General features: G+C 73.2%; 21 protein-coding genes. 11 read left to right on the top strand and 10 right to left on the bottom strand.

What is annotated here, in order from left to right; translation table 11 throughout:
* Nucleotides 1–5: 5 nt before the first annotated feature.
* Entirely contained in the window at nt 6–767 is a 762-nt protein-coding gene (locus ACFCY1_RS03185; protein WP_375873303.1) for an SDR family oxidoreductase, read from the bottom strand.
* A gap of 110 nt (nt 768–877) precedes the next feature.
* Between ACFCY1_RS03185 and ACFCY1_RS03190 the strand changes: the two genes are divergently transcribed.
* Both ACFCY1_RS03190 and trxA read left to right on the top strand, forming a co-directional pair.
* Nucleotides 878–1,285 carry a MerR family transcriptional regulator gene (locus ACFCY1_RS03190; protein ID WP_049653502.1) on the top strand — a complete coding sequence of 136 codons (408 nt, stop codon included), beginning with the start codon at nt 878–880 and terminating at the stop codon, nt 1,283–1,285.
* 3 nt (nt 1,286–1,288) lie between these two features.
* Nucleotides 1,289–1,621, top strand: a complete 333-nt coding sequence (gene trxA, locus ACFCY1_RS03195) for a thioredoxin (RefSeq protein ID WP_049653505.1) — start codon at nt 1,289–1,291, stop codon at nt 1,619–1,621.
* Here the strand turns inward: trxA and ACFCY1_RS03200 are convergent.
* The gene (locus ACFCY1_RS03200) at nt 1,618–2,415 is read right to left on the bottom strand and encodes an SURF1 family protein (RefSeq protein WP_074001604.1); all 798 of its coding nucleotides are present in this window, start codon (nt 2,413–2,415) and stop codon (nt 1,618–1,620) included. The two genes, trxA and ACFCY1_RS03200, sit on opposite strands and share 4 nt — an antisense overlap.
* A gap of 31 nt (nt 2,416–2,446) precedes the next feature.
* The gene (locus tag ACFCY1_RS03205; RefSeq protein WP_049653510.1) at nt 2,447–3,442 is read right to left on the bottom strand and encodes a DEDDh family exonuclease; all 996 of its coding nucleotides are present in this window, start codon (nt 3,440–3,442) and stop codon (nt 2,447–2,449) included.
* 125 nt (nt 3,443–3,567) lie between these two features.
* Between ACFCY1_RS03205 and ACFCY1_RS03210 the strand changes: the two genes are divergently transcribed.
* The 4 genes from ACFCY1_RS03210 to moaA all read left to right on the top strand — a co-directional run bounded on the left by ACFCY1_RS03210 (nt 3,568) and on the right by moaA (nt 7,933).
* Nucleotides 3,568–4,611, top strand: a complete 1,044-nt coding sequence (locus tag ACFCY1_RS03210; protein ID WP_074001602.1) for a zinc-dependent alcohol dehydrogenase family protein — start codon at nt 3,568–3,570, stop codon at nt 4,609–4,611.
* 292 nt (nt 4,612–4,903) lie between these two features.
* Entirely contained in the window at nt 4,904–5,263 is a 360-nt protein-coding gene (locus tag ACFCY1_RS03215; protein WP_049653515.1) for a DUF485 domain-containing protein, read from the top strand.
* Nucleotides 5,260–6,867 (top strand): cation acetate symporter, encoded by a 1,608-nt coding sequence (locus tag ACFCY1_RS03220; RefSeq protein ID WP_375873304.1) that lies wholly within the window; start codon nt 5,260–5,262, stop codon nt 6,865–6,867. Before ACFCY1_RS03215 ends, ACFCY1_RS03220 begins: the two co-directional genes overlap by 4 nt.
* Nucleotides 6,868–6,943: 76 nt before the next feature.
* Nucleotides 6,944–7,933, top strand: coding sequence for a GTP 3',8-cyclase MoaA (gene moaA / locus ACFCY1_RS03225; protein WP_049653518.1), 990 nt, complete (start codon nt 6,944–6,946; stop codon nt 7,931–7,933).
* A gap of 52 nt (nt 7,934–7,985) precedes the next feature.
* Here moaA and ACFCY1_RS03230 read toward each other — a convergent pair whose 3' ends face one another.
* From ACFCY1_RS03230 to ACFCY1_RS03255, 6 genes are all read right to left on the bottom strand, one after another.
* Nucleotides 7,986–8,225, bottom strand: a complete 240-nt coding sequence (locus ACFCY1_RS03230; protein ID WP_049653520.1) for a hypothetical protein — start codon at nt 8,223–8,225, stop codon at nt 7,986–7,988.
* A gap of 264 nt (nt 8,226–8,489) precedes the next feature.
* A complete protein-coding gene (locus tag ACFCY1_RS03235) occupies nt 8,490–8,873 on the bottom strand; it encodes a DUF3099 domain-containing protein (RefSeq protein ID WP_049653522.1) in 384 nt (127 codons plus the stop codon).
* Between the two features lie 181 nt (nt 8,874–9,054).
* Nucleotides 9,055–9,603, bottom strand: a complete 549-nt coding sequence (locus tag ACFCY1_RS03240) for an RNA 2'-phosphotransferase (RefSeq protein ID WP_375873315.1) — start codon at nt 9,601–9,603, stop codon at nt 9,055–9,057.
* 31 nt (nt 9,604–9,634) lie between these two features.
* The gene (locus ACFCY1_RS03245) at nt 9,635–11,032 is read right to left on the bottom strand and encodes a metallopeptidase TldD-related protein (protein ID WP_375873305.1); all 1,398 of its coding nucleotides are present in this window, start codon (nt 11,030–11,032) and stop codon (nt 9,635–9,637) included.
* The gene (locus tag ACFCY1_RS03250) at nt 11,032–12,585 is read right to left on the bottom strand and encodes a TldD/PmbA family protein (protein ID WP_375873316.1); all 1,554 of its coding nucleotides are present in this window, start codon (nt 12,583–12,585) and stop codon (nt 11,032–11,034) included. The genes ACFCY1_RS03245 and ACFCY1_RS03250 overlap by 1 nt, the downstream gene beginning before the upstream one ends.
* Before the next feature lie 180 nt (nt 12,586–12,765).
* Nucleotides 12,766–13,911 (bottom strand): MBL fold metallo-hydrolase, encoded by a 1,146-nt coding sequence (locus tag ACFCY1_RS03255; protein ID WP_375873306.1) that lies wholly within the window; start codon nt 13,909–13,911, stop codon nt 12,766–12,768.
* Nucleotides 13,912–14,224: 313 nt separating this feature from the next.
* On the opposite strand from ACFCY1_RS03255, the gene fabG reads away from it, so the two are divergent.
* Nucleotides 14,225–14,944, top strand: a complete 720-nt coding sequence (gene fabG, locus ACFCY1_RS03260) for a 3-oxoacyl-[acyl-carrier-protein] reductase (protein ID WP_049652094.1) — start codon at nt 14,225–14,227, stop codon at nt 14,942–14,944.
* A 2-nt stretch (nt 14,945–14,946) separates the two neighbouring features.
* Nucleotides 14,947–15,714, top strand: a complete 768-nt coding sequence (fabI, locus tag ACFCY1_RS03265) for an enoyl-ACP reductase FabI (RefSeq protein WP_049652095.1) — start codon at nt 14,947–14,949, stop codon at nt 15,712–15,714.
* Nucleotides 15,715–15,793: 79 nt separating this feature from the next.
* Here the strand turns inward: fabI and ACFCY1_RS03270 are convergent, their stop codons facing one another.
* Nucleotides 15,794–16,468, bottom strand: coding sequence for a FadR/GntR family transcriptional regulator (locus tag ACFCY1_RS03270; RefSeq protein ID WP_074001597.1), 675 nt, complete (start codon nt 16,466–16,468; stop codon nt 15,794–15,796).
* A gap of 116 nt (nt 16,469–16,584) precedes the next feature.
* Here ACFCY1_RS03270 and ACFCY1_RS03275 point away from each other — a divergent pair, with 116 nt between their 5' ends.
* The 3 genes from ACFCY1_RS03275 (at nt 16,585) to ACFCY1_RS03285 (ending at nt 18,779) form a co-directional block, all read left to right on the top strand.
* A complete protein-coding gene (locus ACFCY1_RS03275; protein ID WP_375873317.1) occupies nt 16,585–17,883 on the top strand; it encodes a CynX/NimT family MFS transporter in 1,299 nt (432 codons plus the stop codon).
* Between the two features lie 122 nt (nt 17,884–18,005).
* Complete coding sequence (locus ACFCY1_RS03280) at nt 18,006–18,128, top strand: SGM_5486 family transporter-associated protein (RefSeq protein ID WP_255357429.1); 123 nt, start codon at nt 18,006–18,008, stop codon at nt 18,126–18,128.
* 123 nt (nt 18,129–18,251) lie between these two features.
* On the top strand, nt 18,252–18,779 hold the full coding sequence (locus ACFCY1_RS03285; protein ID WP_049652098.1) for a histidine phosphatase family protein: 528 nt from the start codon (nt 18,252–18,254) through the stop codon (nt 18,777–18,779).
* The last annotated feature ends 141 nt before the right edge of the window (nt 18,780–18,920 follow it).

Genomic DNA, 18,920 nt, shown 5'->3' on the forward strand with positions numbered 1-18,920 from the left:
CGGGCTCAGAGGCCGCGGAGGGCGCCGCCGTCGACGGGGACCATGATGCCGGTCAGGTAGGAGGCGGCGGGGGAGAGCAGGAAGGCGGCGACCTTGCCGAACTCCTCGGGGGTGCCGTAGCGGCCCAGCGGGATCGAGGCGGTGGCCTGGGCGCGGGCCGCGTCGGGGTCGGCGGCGAGGCCGTCGAGCTCGCGGACCCGGTCGGTGTCGATCCGGGCCGGGAGCAGGCCGAGCACCCGGATGCCGCGGGGGCCGAGCTCGTCGGCGAGGGCCTTGGCGGCCATGGCGAGACCCGGGCGCAGACCGTTGGAGATGCCCAGGCCGGGGATCGGCTGGCGGACCGAGCTGGAGAGCACGAAGGCGATCACCCCGCCGTCGGGGAGCGCGGCGGCGGTGGCGCGGGCGAGGCGCAGGGCGCCGAGGAAGACGGACTCGAAGGCGTCCCGCCAGGCCTCCTCGGGGGTGGTCTCCACGGGGCCGGCCTGGGGGCCGCCGACGCTGATCAGGATGCCGTCGAGCCGGCCGAAGCGGTGCCGGGCCTCGGAGATGAGGCGCTCGGGGGTGTCGGGGTCGGCGTTGTCGGCGACGAGGCCGTGGGCGGTGCCGAGGGTCTCGAGTCCGGCGACGGCGGTGTCGACGGCTTGCCGGGTGCGGCCGCTGACGAGCACGCGGGCGCCGTCGGCGACGAGTTCGCGGGCGCTCGCGAGGCCGAGGCCCCGGGTGGCGCCGGTGACGATGTAGGCCTTGTCCTTCAGTCCGAGATCCATGGGGACATAGTGCCCGGTGCGGAGGGTGGGGAGCGGGTCGAGGGGGCTGGCGTTGACGCCGGGGGGAAGGTTTACGGTCGTCGTCGGAAGTGCGGGAGGAGTGGTCCGGCATGCGGATCGGGGAGTTGGCGGAGCGGGCGGGGACGACCACGCGGGCGTTGCGGTACTACGAGCAGTTGGGGTTGTTGCCGGCCCGGCGGGCGGGCAACGGGTACCGGGCGTACGACGAGGCGGACCTCAGGCTGCTGCGCGAGATCCGGATGCTGCAGGACTTCGGGTTCGGGCTGGAGGAGACCAGGCCGTTCGTGGAGTGCCTGCGGGCGGGGCACCCGGAAGGGGACTCGTGTCCGGCCTCGCTGGAGGTGTACCGGCGGAAGCTGGGGGAGCTGGACGAGTGCATCGCCCGGCTCCAGGACGTAAGGGCGCAGGTGGCGGGGCAGTTCGACCGGGCCGTACGGGCGCGGGACGAGCTGGCCGCCGTCGAGGAACCGCCCCATTGTGAACTGGCGAAGGAGTAGACGGTGGTGGAGATCGCGGGTGTGCCGGCGGTGACGGACGAGACGTTCGCCGCGGAGGTGCTGGCGGCCGAGGGTCCGGTGCTGGTGGACTTCACGGCGGACTGGTGCCCGCCCTGCCGGATGATGGCGCCGGTGCTGGCGGACATCGCGCGGGAGGAGGCGCACCGGGTGCGGGTGGTGAGCCTGGACGTGGACCACAACCCGCGGACCCAGGCGGCGTACGGGGTGCTGTCGATGCCGACGCTGATGGTGTTCCGGGGCGGGCAGCCGGTGCGGTCGGTGGTGGGGGCGCGGGCGAAGGCGCGGTTGCTGCGGGAGCTGGAGGACGTCCTCTAGGCGGGGACGGCGTCGAGCGGGACCTCGGCCTCGGCGGCCTGCTTGGCGCGGTCCTTGGCCTCGCGGCGGGCGAGGACCCAGACGCCGACCGGGATCATCGCGGTGAACAGCCACCACTGGATGGCGTAGGCCATGTGCGGGCCGATGTCGGAGTGGTTGGGCTCGGGGACCAGCTGGGGCTGGTCGGCCGGGGCCGGGGTGGTGCCGGCGAGTTCGAGGTAGCCGCCGAGGAGGGGGGCGCCGGTCCGCTTGGCCTGCTCGTCGGTGTTGATCAGGTTGAACTGGCGGTCGGGCAGGCCGGTGCGGTCCTTGATGCCGCTGGCGCCGTAGGTCTCCTCGGCGCGCAGGCGGCCGGTGAGGGCGACCTCGCCGGCCGGGGTGGCCGGGACGGGCGGGTACTCGGTGGCGCCGTTGCCGGAGGCGACCCAGCCGCGGTTGACCAGGAGGGTGCCCTTGCCGTCGGCGAGCCGGAACGGGGTCACGACGAAGTAGCCGATGGTCCCGCTGGAGTCGGTCCGCTTGCGGACCACGAACTCGTGTGCCGGGTCGTACTGTCCGGTGGCGGTCACCGTGCGCCAGGTGAGGTCCTTGGGGACCGCGAAGCCGGGGGTCGGCGACAGGGTGTCGAAGGGGACCGGCGCGGCCGTGAGGGCCTGGCCGATCAGCTCGTTCCGGGCCACCCGTGCCTCGTGGCGGTGAAGCTGCCAGAAGCCCAGCTTGATCGTCGCGGGGATCAGCAGCAGCGCGACCAGCATGGTGATCAGCCACTGTCGGGTCAGCAGAAAACGGTACACATGGGAACGGTACGCCGACCTCACAACGGGCTCACGCACCGGGGTGCGGGGCGACCTCGCGCAGCAGTTGGAGGAAGGCGTCCTCGCCGACGACGGGGGTGCCGACCTCGCGGGCCTTGCGGGCCTTGCCGCTCCAGCTGTCCGGCTCGTTGGTGACCAGCAGGCTGGTGAGGCGGCTCACCGAGGTGGCGATGTGCAGGCCGGCCTCGACCGCGCGGTCCTCCAGGACCTCGCGGTCGGTGGCGGTGTCGCCGGTGATGGCCACCCGCATGCCCTGGACCAGCGGCTTGCCGTCCTGCCAGCGCCCCGGGTTGGGGTACGGGCAGGGCGGGCGCTTCTTGGCCTGGCGGTACGAGGCGCCGGTCCAGTTGCCGCGGCCGGGGGCGGCGGGCTCCTCCTCGCCGAGGTCGGTGACCGCGACGCAGTTCTGCAGGGGCAGCGGCACGCCGCCGTCGCGGGCGAGGTGCAGGCTGGGGCGGAAGGCCTCGGCGAGCACCCGGGCGTCGTCCAGGGCGTTGTGGGCGTGGCGCTGCCGGACGCCGAAGTGGGCGGCGAGCGAGGACAGCTTGCCGTTGGGCAGCGGCAGGCGCAGGTCGCGGGAGAGGACCATGGTGCACAGCCGCTGCTCGACCGGGGCGCGCAGGCCGGCCCGGGAGAACTCGCGGGAGATCATGTTCCAGTCGAAGAGCGCGTTGTGCGCGACCAGGACGCGGTCGTGCAGGCGCGCGGCGAACTCGTCGGCGATCTGCGGGAAGGTCGGGGCGGTGGCGAGCAGCTCGGCGGTGAGGCCGTGGATCCAGACCGGGCCGGGGTCCCGCTCGGGGTTGACCAGGGTGTACCAGTGGTCGACGACCTCGCCGTCCGGGTCCAGCTGGTAGACGCCCGCCGAGATGACGCGGTCCGAGCGGCCGAGACCGGTGGTCTCGACGTCGACGACCGCGAAGCCCCCGGCGGGGGCGGCGGAGCGCTGCGCGGGGACCGGGGCGGTCCGCGGCGCTCCGTACGTCTCGGGCTGGATCGGTTGCATGGTCCAACAGGATAAGGGGCCGGGCGGGGGGCTCCGGCCGGAATGTTCCGACCGACCGGCCGGAATAGAGTGGTCAGCGGGGGTGTCGTACACCTGGTCGAGACCGTTCAGCTAAGGAACAGCGCATGCGTGCCACCGTGATTCACGGCCCCAACGACATCCGGATCGAAGACGTCCCGGACCCGGTGATCCAGTACCCGACGGACGTGGTGCTCCGGGTGGTGAACGCCTGTATCTGCGGCAGCGACCTGTGGGCGTACCGCGGGGTCGCGCAGCGGGTGGCCGGGCAGCGGATCGGGCACGAGTTCCTCGGCGTGGTCGAGGAGGTCGGCGCCGAGGTGCGCGGCTTCGCCAAGGGCGACTTCGTGGTGGCGCCGTTCGTCTGGTCGGACGGCGTGTGTGACTTCTGTCTCGAAGGCCTCCAGACCTCCTGCCCGCACGGCGGGTTCTGGGGGCAGGTCGGTTCGGACGGCGGCCAGGGCGAGGCGGTGCGGGTGCCGTTCGCGGACGGGACGCTGGTGAAGCTGCCGAAGGAGGCGGCGGGCGACGAGAAGCTGCTGCCCGGGCTGCTGGCGCTGTCCGACGTGATGTCCACCGGGCACCACGCGGCGGTCTCGGCGCGGGTGCGGCCCGGGGCGACGGTCGCGGTGGTCGGCGACGGCGCGGTGGGCCTGTGCGGCGTCCTGGCGGCGCACCGGCTGGGCGCGGGCCGGATCATCGCGCTGGGCCGGCACACGGCCCGCACCGAGCTGGCCCGCCGCTTCGGTGCGACGGACGTGGTGGCGGAGCGCGGCGAGGCCGCGGTCGAGGCGGTGAAGGAGCTGACCGGCGGGCAGGGCGCGCACGCGGTGCTGGAGGCGGTCGGCACCGAGGAGTCGATGCGGACGGCCGTCTCGATAGCCCGGGACGGCGGCGCGGTGGGCTACGTCGGGGTGCCGCACGGCGGCAGCGCGGGCGTCGACATCGGTCAGATGTTCGGCCGGAACGTTTCGCTGAACGGCGGCGTCGCCCCGGCCCGCGCGTACATCCCCGAGCTGCTGCCGGACGTCCTCTCGGGCGCCATCGAGCCGGGCCTGGTCTTCGACCGGACCGTCGGCCTGGACGGCGTTCCGGACGGCTACCGCGCGATGGACGACCGCTCGGCCCTGAAGGTGCGGATCGCCTTCTGAGGCGTCGGCCTCCCGGCTCCGGCCCGTGCCGCCCCGTTCGGGGTGCGGCACGGGCCGGAGCCGTTCTCCGGGGAGGTTCCGGCGGCCGATCGTGGGCGGTGCGGTCGCTGGGATGGGCTGTTTTTCGGCCAATCGGATGGTGCGAGGGGGTGAACGGTCGACTGATCGCGGTCAACCCCTTCCGGGGCGGGCAGGACGCTCCTAGCATTGCGCGGCGCACACCAGACATGTGACGCCCCTCACGTTCGATCGTTCCCCCCGTGTGACAAATACGCCGAAGGAGTGAGACAGCGTGGATTCGCCGCCGCTCACCACCACCGCCGCCACGGAAGCCCAACTCATCGACGACAGCGAGGAGTTCCGTACGCTGCGGCGCTCGTTCCGGAGCTTCGCCTTCCCGGTCACCATCGGCTTCGTGCTCTGGTACCTGTTCTACGTCCTGCTCTCCTGCTACGCCCCGGGACTGATGCGCACCAAGGTCCTCGGGCACGTCAACGTGGCCCTGGTCCTCGGGCTGCTGCAGTTCGTGACCACCTTCGCCATCGCCGCCTGGTACGCCCGCTACGCGGACCGGCGGATCGACCCGCCCGCCGCGGCGATCCGCGAGGCGCACGGCGCCGTCGTCCACGCTCCCCGGGAGTCCGCCGAATGAGCCTGCTCGCCAGCTCCGCCACCGAGCACCGCGGCCTGACGATGGCCCTGTTCGGCGTGTTCGTCCTCGCCACCCTCGGCATCACCGTCTGGGCCGGGCGGCAGACCAGGAGCGCCGCCGACTTCTACGCCGGCGGCCGCGGCTTCACCGGCTTCCAGAACGGCCTGGCCATCTCCGGCGACTACATGTCCGCCGCCTCCTTCCTCGGCATCGCCGGGACCATCGCGCTCAGCGGCTACGACGGCTTCCTCTACTCGATCGGCTTCCTGGTCGCCTGGCTGGTCGCCCTGCTGCTGATCGCCGAACCGCTGCGCAACTCCGGCCGCTTCACGATGGCGGACGTGCTCGCGTTCCGGATGCGCCAGCGCCCGGTGCGCACCGCGGCGGGCGTCTCCACCATCGTGGTGTCGATCTTCTACCTGCTCGCCCAGATGGTCGGCGCCGGCACCCTGGTGGCCCTGCTGCTGGGGGCCGAGGGAGGCGCCGCCAAGCGCTGGACCATCGTCGGGGTCGGCGCGCTGATGATCGTCTACGTGGTGATAGGAGGGATGAAGGGCACCACCTGGGTGCAGATCGTCAAAGCGGTGCTGCTGATCGCCGGCGCCGCGCTGATGACCGTCCTGGTGCTGGCCAAGTACCACTTCAACCCCTCCGAACTGCTCGGCGCGGCGGCGAGCGCGAGCGGCAAGGGCGAGGCCTTCCTCCAACCGGGGCAGAAGTACGGCAGCGGCACCGCCAAGCTCGACTTCATCAGCCTCGGCATCGCGCTGGTGCTCGGCACCGCCGGCCTGCCGCACATCCTGGTCCGCTTCTACACCGTGCCCACCGCCAAGGCGGCCCGGAAGTCGGTGCTCTGGGCGATCGGCATCATCGGCGTCTTCTACCTGATGACCCTGGCGCTCGGCTTCGGCGCGGCCGCGCTGGTCGGCTCCAAGGCGATCAAGGCGGCGAACGCGGCGGGCAACACCGCGGCCCCGCAGCTGGCCGAGGCGCTCGGCGGGGGCGCCGGGAGCACCGGCGGCGCGATCCTGCTCGCGGTGATCTCGGCGGTCGCCTTCGCCACCATCCTGGCCGTGGTCGCCGGGCTCACGCTCGCCTCCTCGGCCTCCTTCGCCCACGACCTCTACGCCAACGTGATCCGGCGCGGGAAGGCGAGCGAGAGGGAGGAGGTGCGGTCGGCGAAGTGGGCCGCGGTCGCGATCGGGGCGGTGGCGATCGTGCTCAGCCTCTTCGCGGACAAGCTCAACACCGCCGCCCTGGTCGCGCTGGCCTTCGCCGTCGCCGCCTCGGCGAACCTGCCCACCCTGCTCTACTCGCTGTTCTGGAAGCGCTTCACCACCGTCGGCGCGGTCAGCTCGGTCTACGCCGGACTGCTCACCTCGGTGACGCTGGTGGTCTTCTCCCCGGTGGTCTCCGGCGCGAAGACCTCGCTCTTCCCGCACTCCGACTTCCACTGGTTCCCGCTGGAGAATCCCGGCCTGGTCTCCATCCCGGTCGGCTTCCTGGCCGGCTGGCTCGGCACGCTGCTGTCCAGGGAACGCCCCGACGCGGCGAAGTACGCTGAACTGGAGGTCCGCTCGCTGACCGGGCTGGGCGCCCACTGATCGTCCCGCGATGACTATGCTGGCCCGGCCCGCCGTGACGGTGGCCGGGCCGGCCGCATCTCGGGGAAGGACGAACGTGCTGCTCGACACCTTCGGACGCCAGGCCGTCGACCTGAGGGTCTCCCTCACGGACCGCTGCAACCTGCGCTGCACCTACTGCATGCCCGAGGAGGGCCTGCGGTGGCTGGCCAAGCCCGAGCTGCTGACCGACGAGGAGATCGTCCGGCTGGTCACCGTGGCCGTGCGCGACCTGGGCGTGCGCGAGGTCCGCTTCACCGGCGGCGAGCCGCTGCTGCGTCCCGGACTGGTCGCCGTCGTCGCCGCCTGTTCGGAGCTGGAGCCGCGCCCGGAGCTCTCGCTGACCACCAACGGCATCGGACTGGCCCGCACCGCGACGGCGCTGCGCGAGGCCGGCCTGGACCGGGTCAACGTCTCGCTGGACACCCTCGACCCCGAGGTGTTCCACACCCTCACCCGCCGCCACCGCCACCAGGACGTCCTGGACGGGCTGGCCGCCGCCGAGGCCGCCGGGCTGGCACCGGTGAAGCTGAACGCGGTGCTGATGCGCGGGGTCAACGACCACGAGGCGGCCGACCTGCTGGCCTGGTGCCTGGAGCGGGGCTACGAGCTGCGCTTCATCGAGCAGATGCCGCTGGACGCCCAGCACGGCTGGGACCGTACGTCGATGGTCACCGCGACGGAGATCCTGGACCTGCTGCGCACCCGCTTCACGCTCACCCCGGAGCCGTCCGCGAGCCGGGGCGCGGCACCCGCCGAGCGCTGGCTGGTGGACGGCGGCCCGGGCCGGGTGGGCGTGATCGCCTCGGTCACCCGGCCGTTCTGCCGGGCCTGCGACCGCACCCGGCTGACCGCCGACGGCCAGGTGCGCAACTGCCTGTTCGCGACCGGCGAGACCGACCTGCGCACCGCGCTGCGCTCCGGCGCGGACGACGCCGAACTGGCCGCGCTGTGGCGGGCGGCGATGTGGGGCAAGAAGGCCGGGGCCGGGATCGACGACCCGGAGTTCCTCCAGCCCGAGCGGCCGATGTCCGCGATCGGCGGCTGAGCGGGCCGAGCGGGCCGAGCGGGTTGGGCCGGTTGAGCCGGTCGGGCAGGCGCTAGGCCGGCTTCCCGGAGCCCTCGGCGGGCTCGGGGGTCCAGTCGGCGAAGGCGACGACCTCCTTGAGGAAGCCGCGCACCGAGAGGAACTGGGACAGGTGCTCGCGGTGCCCGTCGCAGGCGAGCCAGGTCTTGCGGCGGTCCGGGGTGTGCAGCTTGGGGTTGTTCCACACCAGCACCCAGCCGGCGTCCGTCCGGCAGCCCTTGGCGGAGCAGATCGGCGTCTGCGGGGTGTCCATCGGGCCGTCCTCAGCGATTGGCGGGTGGGTCTGCACCGCCAGTCTGTCACGCCCGTCCGGGCCGACCGGATCCGGGCATGGCGACGCCGGGCAGCCACGGGGGGAGCCGCCCGGCGTCGGTCCGTCGCTCCGACGGGGGATGCGGAGCGCGTACGCAGTATGTCACGCCAAGACCCTCGGATGGGGAGGTCTTGCATGATTAATCTGAGCTTCTTTTGAGCTTTCGCTGAGCCGGACGGGGGTGAAGCGGCACGAAACGGACGGTCAGTCCACGTCCTGTGAAGGATCGGTGGGAACGGCCTTTGCCTCTCCTGTACCAGCCTTCGCACCAGCCCCACCCGTCCCACCGGGGCCGAGCATCAGCGGGGTGTCCAGCGGGATGTCGAAGGTGCTCGGCAGCCCCGGGGCCCGCTCCCGGCCCGCGTTGGCGATCAGCACCGCGAAGTACGGCAGCAGGACGGCGCCCGCCAGCGCCGCGAACGCCAGCCAGCGCTGGACGTCCCACAGCACCACCGCGAGCAGCACGCAGACCGTGCGGAGCAGCATCGAGATGACGTAGCGGCGCTGGCGTCCCCGGACGTCCTCGGTGAGGCTGCTGCGCGCCCCCGTGATCCGGAAGACCTGCCCGTCGTCGGCGCTCTTGCCCATGTGTCCTACCGCCCTCGTCGCGCACCCGCGCGCCTGGCCGCGCGGCCTCCTCACGGTACGCCCGGGCGCACCCGGCGACGAGACCGGGTGGGCCGCACCCACCCGGTCGGGTACGCGAAGGGCCTGTCCGGCGGAGCGGACAGGCCCTCGGCGGTGCGGTGCGGTGCGGCGCGGCGCGGCGCTAGGAGCGGCGGGAGAGGTACTGCGGGGGCACGGCGTCGGTGAGCCAGACGCCGTTCTCGCTGAGCCGGAACTCGTGGCCGGCCGCCGTCATCGCCGCCGCGTTCACGGTCAGCACCACCGGACGGCCGTGCCGGGCGCCGACCCCGGTGGCCGTCCCGGTGTCCGCCGAGAGGTGGACGTCCTGGCGGGCCATCGGGCGCAGGCCCTCGCGGAAGATCGCCGCCAGGTGCCGGTCGGCGGTGCCGTGGTAGAGCACGGGCGGCGGCACGGTGGCGGTCAGGCCGAGGTCGACCGCCACCGTGTGGCCCTGGTTGGCGCGGATCGAGAGACCGTCCGGCGAGTAGCCGAAGCGGCGCTTGTTGTTGGTCGCCACGACGTGGTCCAGCTCGGCCCGGGTGAGCGGCCGGCCCCGGGCGGCGAGCCCGGCGAGCAGCTCGTCGACCCGGACCCAGCCGGACGCGTCCAGCGCGACCCCCGCCAGCCCGGGCTCGTGCCGCAGGATCCGCGACAGCATCTTGCTCGACCTGACCAGGCGCTTCTCGTCCATCATGTCTCTCGTATCCCCCGTCGGTCAGCGGCTAAGAGGCCTGGCTGACCGAACTCATGTTGAAGTCCGTGACACGCACGGGTGGCATCGCGGTGCGGGTGACGTTGTCGCTCCACTCGCGGGGCAGGCAGCGTTCGGTGCGGCCCACCTCGGTGATCCGGTTCAGCAGGTCCACCGGGGACTCGTTGAACCGGAAGTTGTTGACCTCGCCGACGACCTCGCCGTTCTCCACCAGGTAGACGCCGTCCCGGGTGAGCCCGGTGAGCAGCAGCGTCGCCGGGTCCACCTCGCGGATGTACCAGAGGCAGGTGAGCAGCAGGCCGCGCTCGGTGCGGGCGATCATCTCGTCCAGCGTCGGCGCGGACTCCTGGTCGGCCGTCTCCAGCACGAGGTTGTCGATCGCCGGGCGCAGCGGCAGGCCGGTGAGGGCGGCCACGTGGCGGGTGGTGACCAGGTCGTTCAGCACGCCCTCGCGGATCCACTCGGTGGCGGCGATCGGCTGGCCGTTGTCGAAGACCGAGTAGTCCCCGCCGGAGGAGTGGGTGAGCACGAACGGCGCGGCCTCCAGGCCGGGTTCGCGCGGGTCGGAGCGCAGGGTCAGCGGCAGGGCGCTGAGCTTGTCGCCGATCCGGGTGCCTCCGCCGGGCTTGGAGAAGACCGTCCGGCCCTCCTGGGCGTCCCGGCCGCCGGAGGACCAGTTGAGGACGATCAGCAGGTCGGCGACGGCCGAGGGCGGCAGCAGCGCCTCGTACCGCCCGGCGGGCAGGTCCACCTTGCGGGCGCCCCAGCCGAGCCGCCTGGTCAGCTCGGTGTGCAGGCCGGCGACGTCGACGTCGGCGAAGTCCCGGGTGGAGGCGCCCACCCAGGCGGAGCTGGAGAGGTCGGCGGTCTTGGCGTTGATCTCGACCATGCCGGTGGGCTGGTCGTGGCGCAGCCGCAGGCCGGTGGAGCTGCCCAGGTAGCTGGAGGTCATCTCGTGCCGGGCGAAGCCGTACAGGAGCTGGCCCTGGGCCGCGGCGCGGGCGAAGGCCTCGCCGAGGGCCGGGCCGAAGGCGTCGAACACCTCGATGGAGGTCAGCGCGGGCGGCTCGGTGAAGTCCGGTGAGGAGGGCCCGCCGGCGATCAGCGGCTGGGCGTCCTCGGCCGGGCCGGCCGCGCGGGCGGCCTCCTCGGCGGCCCGTACCAGGCCCTCCACCTCCGCCGCGGTGACGGCCTCGCGGGAGACCACGCCGGAGGCGGTGCCCTCGGCGCCGGCCACGGTGGCGATCACGGTGAGGCGGCGGCCGCGGGTGACGCCGTTGGTGGTCAGGGCGTTGCCGGCCCAGCGCAGGTTGGCGGTGGACTCCTCGTCGGCGATCACCACGCAGCCGTCGGCGCGGGAGAGGCCGAGCGCCAGCTCGACGAGTTCGTGGGGCTGCTTCGCGGTCATCAGTGACCCGCCTCCTGCTGGGTGTTGAGCACGTTGACGTTGCGGAACAGCGCCGACGGGCAGCCGTGGCTGACCGCCGCGATCTGACCGGGCTGCGCCTTGCCGCAGTTGAAGGCGCCGCCGAGGAAGTAGGTCTGCGGGCCGCCGACCGCCGCCATCGAGCCCCAGAAGTCGGTGGTGGTGGCCTGGTAGGCGAAGTCCTTGACCTGGCCCGCGAGTTCGCCGTCCTTGATGGCGTAGGCGCGCTGCCCGGTGAACTGGAAGTTGTACCTCTGCTGGTCGATCGACCAGGAACGGTCGCCGACGATGTAGAGGCCGTTCTCGACCTGGCCGACCAGGCCCGCGGTGTCCGGGCCGTCGACGGCCGGCCGGAGCGAGACGTTGGCCATCCGCTGCACCGGGACGTGCGCGGGGGAGTCGGCGAAGGCGCAGCCGTTGGAGCGCTCGAAGCCCTTCAGCGCGGCGATGCGGCGGTCGAGCTGGTAGCCGACCAGGACGCCGTCCCTGACCAGGTCCCAGGACTGGGTGGCCACGCCCTCGTCGTCGTAGCCGATGGTGGACAGGCCGTGCTCGGCGGTGCGGTCGCCGGTGACGTGCATCAGCTCGGAGCCGTACTTGAGCGAGCCGAGCTGGTCGAAGGTGGCGAAGGAGGTGCCGGCGTAGGCGGCCTCGTAGCCGAGCGCGCGGTCCAGTTCGGTGGCGTGGCCGATCGACTCGTGGATGGTCAGCCAGAGGTTGGTCGGGTCGATCACCAGGTCGTAGCGGCCGGCCTCGACGCTCGGGGCCCGCATCTTCTCGGCCAGCAGGACGGGCAGTTCGGCGAGTTCGGCGTCCCAGTCCCAGCCGGTGCCGGTGACGTACTCGTAGCCGCGGCCGACCGGCGGGGCCAGGGTCGTCATCGAGTCGAAGGCGCCGGTGCGCTCGTCGACCGAGGTGGCCTCCAGGTCGGAGTGCACCCGGATCCGCTGCTGGGTGGTCACCGTGCCGGCGGTGTCCGCGTAGAACTTGTTCTCCTGGACGGTCCGCAGGGCCGCCTGGACGTGCGAGACGCCCTCGGCGGCCAGCAGCCGGGAGCTGCGCTCGGCGAGCAGCGCGGTCTTCTCGGCGTCCGGCACCTCGAAGGGGTTGACCTCGTACGCGGAGACCCAGGTGACGTCCCGGTGGACCGGCTCGCCGGCCAGCTCGACCCGCTCGGTGGAGCCGGCCGCCCGGCTGATCCCGCCGGAGAGGCGGGCCACCGCGACGGCCTGCTCGGCGACCCGGGCCGCCGCGTCGGGGGTGAGGTCGACACCGGCGGCGAAGCCCCAGGCGCCGTCCAGCACCACCCGGACGGCGAAACCGAGCTGCACGCTGTCGGAGGTGCCGGCCGGACGCGCGTCGCGCAGCCGCCAGGAGGCGCTGCGGATCCGCTCCAGGCGGAAGTCGGCGTGGCTCGCGCCCAGTTCGCGGGCGCGGGCGAGGGCGGCGTCGGCGAGGGGCCGCAGCGGCAGGGCGAGGAACGCCGGGTCGACGGCGCGCCCGTGCGGGGCACCGGAGCGATCGGCCGGAGGGATCGGAGGCAATCGGGCTCCCAGGTCGCGGAGGGTGGCGGTGCGGCGCCACAGGGGCGCCCGCACCGCATCATTTCCCGTCCACCGGGTTTCCGGCCAGCGCATTTCGACCGGTGCGCCGCAGTGAGGGACCGTCCGGTCGGGCCTCCGGTGCCCGGCTCCGCGGCCCTCGGGCCCGGGCCGTCAGCCGACGGTCTCCCACCAGCCGTCCAGCTCCGGCGGGTTGTCGACGTCGACCCGCTCGCCGGGGCGCGGCACGGCCAGCGGGACGGCCTGCTCCTTGGCGGCCTTCACCAGCCGTTCGATCGGCTCGGCCCACGGGTGCAGGCCCAGGTTGAAGGTGCACCAGTGGACCGGCACCAGCAGGCCGGCGGTCAGGTCCCGGTGCGCGAGGACGGCGTCCTCGGGGGTCATGTGGATGTCCGCCCAGACCGCGTCGTAGGCGCCGATCTGGACCAGCGCGGCGTCGAACGGGCCGTGCTGCGCGCCGATCCGGGCGTAGCCCTCGAAGTAGCCGGAGTCGCCGGTGTAGAAGACCTTGCGCTTCGGGCCGGCGATCACCCAGGAGCCCCACAGGGTGGTGTTGCGGGTCAGCCCGCGGCCGGAGAAGTGGTGCGCCGCGGTCAGGGTGAGCACCAGGTCGCCCAGGGTGCAGATCTCGTCCCAGTCCAGCTCGATGATCCGGTGCTCGGGGACGCCCCAGCGGCGCAGGTGGGCGCCGATGCCGAGCGGCACCGCGAAGGGCGCGGACTGGCTGCGCACCAGGCGCTTGACCGTCGCCATGTCCAGGTGGTCGTAGTGGTCGTGCGAGATCAGCACCGCGTCGACCTGGGGCAGCTCCTCCAGCCCGACCGGCACCGGGTGCAGCCGCTTGGGGCCGACGTGCGCGGCGGGGGAGCAGCGGTCGCTCCAGACCGGGTCGAGCAGCACCCGGAAGCCCTCGATCTCCACCAGCGCGGAGGCGTGCCCGTACCAGGTGACCTCCACGCCCTCGGCGGCCGGCCCGGGCGGCGTGGCGGGGCGGACGGTCGGCACCGGGTGGGCGGGGACGCGGCCGGCCCGCTCGAACAGCATCCGGCGGGCGGTGGCGCCGTCGAAGCCGGGGGCGCCGGTGGCGCGGGCGAGCGCGGAGGGCGCGTTGTGGAAGACGCCGTCGCGGTACTGCGGGGAGTTGCGCACCCGCTCCTCGCGCTCGCCGTCCGGCCGTCGCCCGAACGCCGCCGGCAGGTCGCGCAGCGACCAGGCGGTCGCGCCCAGGCCGGCCGCCAGGGCGGTGAGGGCCAGCAGTCGTCCGCGTCGGTGGGTGCTCCCGGGCCGTGCCTTGGTCATCCGCTCTGCCTTCGTCGCTCGCCGGGATGGTCGGGGATCGGTACGGCCGGTCCCGGGCCGGCCCTGCACCACGGGGGCAACGGGTGCGCCCGCCCGTGTTGTTCCCGTACAGTCGCCCCGATCCGGGCAGCGCCCGGGCCTGGGCGGTCTCCGTCGCCGGGACGGCACGGACGGGTACGGATTGTCGGATTGCGACAGATCCGCCGGGGCGGCGCTGTGGGAGACCGATGCGCCGCCGTCGCCGACCGCCCGATAGCGTCACACTGCGTACGCATTCCGACGTACGCGCTCACTCACGGAGAGAGGTGGATCGTTGAGCCGCTCGGTTCTCGTCACCGGAGGAAACCGGGGCATCGGCCTCGCGATCGCCCAGGCCTTCGCCGAAGCGGGCGACAAGGTGGCCATCACCAGCCGCTCGGGCGAGGTGCCCGAGGCGCTGGCCAAGTACGACGTCCTCGCGGTGCGCTGCGACATCACGGACGCCGGGCAGGTCGACGCCGCCTTCACCGAGATCGAGCAGAAGCACGGCGCGGTCGAGGTGCTGGTCGCCAACGCGGGCATCACCAAGGACACGCTGATGCTGCGCATGTCCGAGGAGGACTTCACCTCCGTCGTGGACACCAACCTGACCGGCACCTTCCGGGTGGTCAAGCGCGCGTCCAAGCTGATGATGCGCGCCAGGAAGGGCCGCGTCGTGCTGATCTCGTCCGTGGTGGGCCTGTCCGGCTCCCCGGGCCAGGCCAACTACGCCGCCTCCAAGGCCGGCCTGGTCGGCTTCGCCCGGTCGCTGGCGCGCGAGCTCGGCCCGCGCAACATCACCGTCAACGTGGTCGCCCCCGGCTTCGTCGACACCGACATGACCGCCGTGCTCAGTGACGAGCGCCGCGCGGAGATCGTCGCGGGCGTGCCGCTGGGCCGCTACGCGGCGCCCGCAGAGGTCGCCTCCACCGTGCGGTTCCTCGGGTCGGACGAGGCCGCGTACATCACTGGAGCCGTCATTCCCGTCGACGGCGGATTGGGCATGGGTCACTGATCATGAGTGGAATCCTCGAAGGCAAGCGGATCCTGATCACCGGTGTGCTGATGGAGTCCTCCATCGCCTTCCACACCGCCAAGCTCGCGCAGGAGCAGGGCGCGGAGATCATCCTCACCGCCTTCCCGCGCCCGAGCCTGACCGAGCGGATCGCCCGGAAGCTGCCGAAGCCGGTCAAGGTGCTGGAGCTGGACGTCTCCAACCCGGAGCAGCTGGCCGGCATCGCCGACCAGGTCCGCGAGCACCTGCCGACCCTGGACGGCATCGTCCACTCGATCGGCTTCGCCCCGCAGGACGCGCTGGGCGGCAACTTCCTGGACACCCCGTGGGAGTCCGTGGCCACCGCGATGCACGTCTCGGCGTACTCGCTGAAGTCGCTGACCACGGCGCTGCTGCCGCTGATGCAGGACGGCGGTTCGGTGGTCGGCCTGACCTTCGACGCGCAGTACGCCTGGCCGCAGTACGACTGGATGGGCCCGGCCAAGGCCGCCCTGGAGTCGACCAACCGCTACCTGGCGCGCTACCTGGGCGACCGGGACATCCGCTGCAACCTGATCTCGGCCGGTCCGATCGGCTCGATGGCCGCCAAGTCCATCCCGGGCTTCGGCGACCTGGCCGACACCTGGAACCACCGCTCCCCGCTGAAGTGGGACCTGAGCGACCCGGAGCCGGCCGGCCGCGGCATCGTCGCGCTGCTGTCGGACTGGTTCCCGAAGACCACCGGCGAGATCATCCACGTCGACGGCGGGCTGCACGCCATCGGCGCCTGACGCTCCGCCCGTACGCCGCTGCCCGGCCCTCCCTCGCGGGGGTGCCGGGCAGCGGCGTTCCATGTGGACGCCGGCGCGGTCAGACGTCCGCGGTGCCGCAGGCGCCGATGGCGCGGCCGGCCTCGACGGAGGCGCGCTGGGCGTCGCCGTCCCGGATGGCCTCCAGGATGGTGTGGTGGCCGATGTAGCGCTCGGCGATCAGCTCGGGGCCGACGTCGTGCCGCAGGTGCTCGCGGGTGACCTCGCCGAGGTCGGCGTAGACGGCGAGCAGGACGTCGTTGTGGGCGGCGGCCACCACGGCCTGGTGGAAGGCGGCGTCGGCCTGGACGAAGTCCTCGGCGTCGCCGGAGTGCCAGGCGGCCTCCCGGCGGGCCAGGGCGCCGTCCAGGAGCTCCAGGTCGCGCGGGGTGCGGCGGTGGGCGGCGAGGCCGGCGGCCGAGGTCTCCAGGGCCGCCCGCAGCTCGGCGACCTGGTCCTGGCCGGCGTCGGCGAAGCGGCGGTGCATCACGCCGGCCAGCTCGCTGGTGGCCAGCACGTACGTGCCGGAGCCCTGGCGGATGTCGAGCAGCCCGTTGTGGGCGAGGGCGCGGACGGCCTCGCGGACGGTGTTGCGGGCGACGCCGAGCTGTTCGACCAGGGCGGCCTCGGTGGGGATGCGCGAGCCGACCGGCCACTCCCCGGAAGTGATCTGGGCACGCAGCTGTGCGATCACCTGGTCGGACAGCGGGGTGCGCCTCGGCGAGGACAGCGCCACGGGGGACTCCTTGCGGCTACGGCTCGGGTGGGGCCTGGGTGGGAGGTGGCCGGTGGATGAACGGTCGGCACATCATGCCAATTCCAAGGTGCATCAATTCATCCCATCATTCTATGATGCTCTCTATGCCCGCAGCAGACACCACCGCTTCCTCCCGGACCGAGAGCCGGCCGCCGACCGAAGAGCGGCCCGCCGCCTCCGGCTCCGCCAAGTACCTCGGCGTGCTGTTCGCCGTCGCGATCGCCGCCGCCGCCTTCAACCTGCGCCCCGTGGTCACCAGCCTCGGGCCGCTGCTCAAGCAGGTCCGCGACGACCTCGGGATGAACCCGACGCTCGCCGGGCTGCTCACCGCCGTCCCGTCGCTCTGCTTCGGGCTGTTCGGCTTCGCCGCTCCCGCGGCGGCCCGTCGGATCGGTCCGATCGCGGTCGTCACGGCGGGCATGGGCGCCATCACGGCGGGCGTGCTGGCCCGCTCGTTCGCCGGCGGCACCGCCGTGTTCCTGCTGCTCACCGCCCTCGCCCTGGCCGGGGTGGCGGTCTCCAACGTGCTGCTGCCGGTGGTGATCAAGCGGTACTTCCCGGACCGGGTCGGGCCGATGATCGGCCTCTACTCGATGGCGCTGTCCGCCGGCACCGCGCTGGCCGCCGCCGTCACCGTGCCGCTGACCAAGTCGCTCGGCGGCGACTGGCGCTACGGCCTGGGCGTCTGGGCCGTCCTGGGGGCGCTCGCCCTGGTGCTCTGGCTGTTCGTGCTGATCGCCAAGCGGGAGCGCGGCGAGCGGGCCGGCGGCGCCACCGCCCCCGTCCGGCTGCCGATCACCCGCAGCCGGACCGCCTGGGCGCTGGCCGGGTACTTCGGCCTCCAGGCCACCGGCGCGTACGTGGTCATGGGCTGGATGTCGCAGATCTTCCAGGACGCCGGCATCGGCGAGGGCACCACCGGCGTGCTGCTCGCGGTCACCATGGTGATCGGCGTGCCGGTCTCCTTCGTGCTGCCCAACCTGGCCGCCCGCCGCGGCGACCAGCGGCTGTTCGTGGTGCTGCTGGCCTGCTGCGGCATCGCCGGGTACGCCGGTCTGGCGATCGCCCCGGCCGGGGGCGCCTGGCTCTGGGCGGTCCTGCTGGGCCTGTCCAACTGCGCCTTCCCGCTGGTGCTGACCATGATCGGACTGCGGGCCCGGTCCGCGGGCGGGGTCGCGCAGCTCTCCGCCTTCGCCCAGGGCATCGGCTACCTGGTGTCCATCCCGGGCCCGATCCTGGTCGGCTGGCTCTACGGGGCCACCGGCGAGTGGTACTGGCCGCTGGGCTTCCTGTCGCTGCTGCTGGTGCCGCAGATGCTGTTCGGCCTGCGCGCGGCGCGGGCCCGGCACATCGAGGACGAGGCGGTGCACCCGGCGGAGCGGGCCGCGGCGTGACGCCCCCGCCGGGGGTGTGAGGACGCGCGGGGAGGGCCGGGCCCCGACGGGCGGGTCAAGACCCGGCCAAGGGGGCGGGGTCGGCGGACGGCGGGCGTGTTCGGAGTGGGAGACTTCCGGACATGCCCGTTCTCGATCCCAACCCCACCGACGGCCGCAAGCAGCTCGGCCGCATCGCCCTCGCCTTCGCCGCCATCGCGGTGCTGGTGTCGATCATCGCCACCGTCGCCGCCACGATGGGCTGACGGACGGCCGTACGCCGGCTGATGCCCCGGTGAACGGGGCATGGTGACACGGGTCGTCCCTCGGAGTGGCGGCATCCCGGGGCATCGCGCCGCCGGGCCGCTTTTCTGCCAAGCTTGCTGGGTATGAGCGCCGACACGCCCCGCAGGATCATCGTTCTCCGCCATGCCAAGGCCGACTGGCCGAACGGCGTGGACGACCACGACCGGCCGCTGGCCGACCGGGGCCGTCACCAGGCCCCGGACGCCGGCCGCTGGCTGGTCGACTCCGGCATCAGCCCCGACTACGTGCTCTGCTCGACCGCGCTGCGCGCCCGCGAGACCTGGAAGCTGGCGGTGCACGAACTGCCGCAGCGGCCGCTCCGGACGGTGTACGAGGAGCGGGTGTACGAGGCCAGCCCCGGGGAGATCATCGCCGTCCTCCAGGAGACCCCGGAGGAGTACGCGGACGTGGTGCTGGTCGGCCACAACCCGGGCGTGCTGGGGCTGACCCAGGTGCTGGCCGGGGACGCGGGCGATCCGGACGCGCTGGAGCGGCTGCGCCTCGGGGGCTTCCCGACGGCGGCGGTCGCGGTGCTCAGCTTCAGCGGCTCCTGGAAGGGCGTCGAGCCGGGCGTGGCCCAGCTGGTCTCGTACCACACGCCGCAGGACTGACCGCGGGACCGTACACGAGGGGCGCGCGGGTCAACTAACCGGCGCCCACCCGCGCGTGCACAACCCCGAAACCGGTGGGCCCCGAACATCAACCTGACGCCCGCCGCCCCCGCCAGGGGGCGTGGGGGATGGTCCGGACGG

This window comes from Kitasatospora sp. NPDC056273 (genome assembly GCF_042268845.1).
Lineage (GTDB): Bacteria > Actinomycetota > Actinomycetes > Streptomycetales > Streptomycetaceae > Kitasatospora.

Excerpts from the sequence above, each read along its gene's own strand:
- ACFCY1_RS03185 (WP_375873303.1), bottom strand. The coding sequence starts at position 767 with ATGGATCTCGGACTGAAGGACAAGGCCTACATCGTCACCGGCGCCACC.
- ACFCY1_RS03190 (WP_049653502.1), top strand. The coding sequence starts at position 878 with ATGCGGATCGGGGAGTTGGCGGAGCGGGCGGGGACGACCACGCGGGCG.
- ACFCY1_RS03205 (WP_049653510.1), bottom strand. The coding sequence starts at position 3,442 with ATGCAACCGATCCAGCCCGAGACGTACGGAGCGCCGCGGACCGCCCCG.
- ACFCY1_RS03210 (WP_074001602.1), top strand. The coding sequence starts at position 3,568 with ATGCGTGCCACCGTGATTCACGGCCCCAACGACATCCGGATCGAAGAC.
- ACFCY1_RS03220 (WP_375873304.1), top strand. The coding sequence starts at position 5,260 with ATGAGCCTGCTCGCCAGCTCCGCCACCGAGCACCGCGGCCTGACGATG.
- ACFCY1_RS03230 (WP_049653520.1), bottom strand. The coding sequence starts at position 8,225 with ATGGACACCCCGCAGACGCCGATCTGCTCCGCCAAGGGCTGCCGGACG.
- ACFCY1_RS03235 (WP_049653522.1), bottom strand. The coding sequence starts at position 8,873 with ATGGGCAAGAGCGCCGACGACGGGCAGGTCTTCCGGATCACGGGGGCG.
- ACFCY1_RS03240 (WP_375873315.1), bottom strand. The coding sequence starts at position 9,603 with ATGGACGAGAAGCGCCTGGTCAGGTCGAGCAAGATGCTGTCGCGGATC.
- ACFCY1_RS03245 (WP_375873305.1), bottom strand. The coding sequence starts at position 11,032 with ATGACCGCGAAGCAGCCCCACGAACTCGTCGAGCTGGCGCTCGGCCTC.
- ACFCY1_RS03255 (WP_375873306.1), bottom strand. The coding sequence starts at position 13,911 with ATGACCAAGGCACGGCCCGGGAGCACCCACCGACGCGGACGACTGCTG.
- fabI (WP_049652095.1), top strand. The coding sequence starts at position 14,947 with ATGAGTGGAATCCTCGAAGGCAAGCGGATCCTGATCACCGGTGTGCTG.
- ACFCY1_RS03275 (WP_375873317.1), top strand. The coding sequence starts at position 16,585 with ATGCTCTCTATGCCCGCAGCAGACACCACCGCTTCCTCCCGGACCGAG.
- ACFCY1_RS03280 (WP_255357429.1), top strand. The coding sequence starts at position 18,006 with ATGCCCGTTCTCGATCCCAACCCCACCGACGGCCGCAAGCAGCTCGGC.
- ACFCY1_RS03285 (WP_049652098.1), top strand. The coding sequence starts at position 18,252 with ATGAGCGCCGACACGCCCCGCAGGATCATCGTTCTCCGCCATGCCAAG.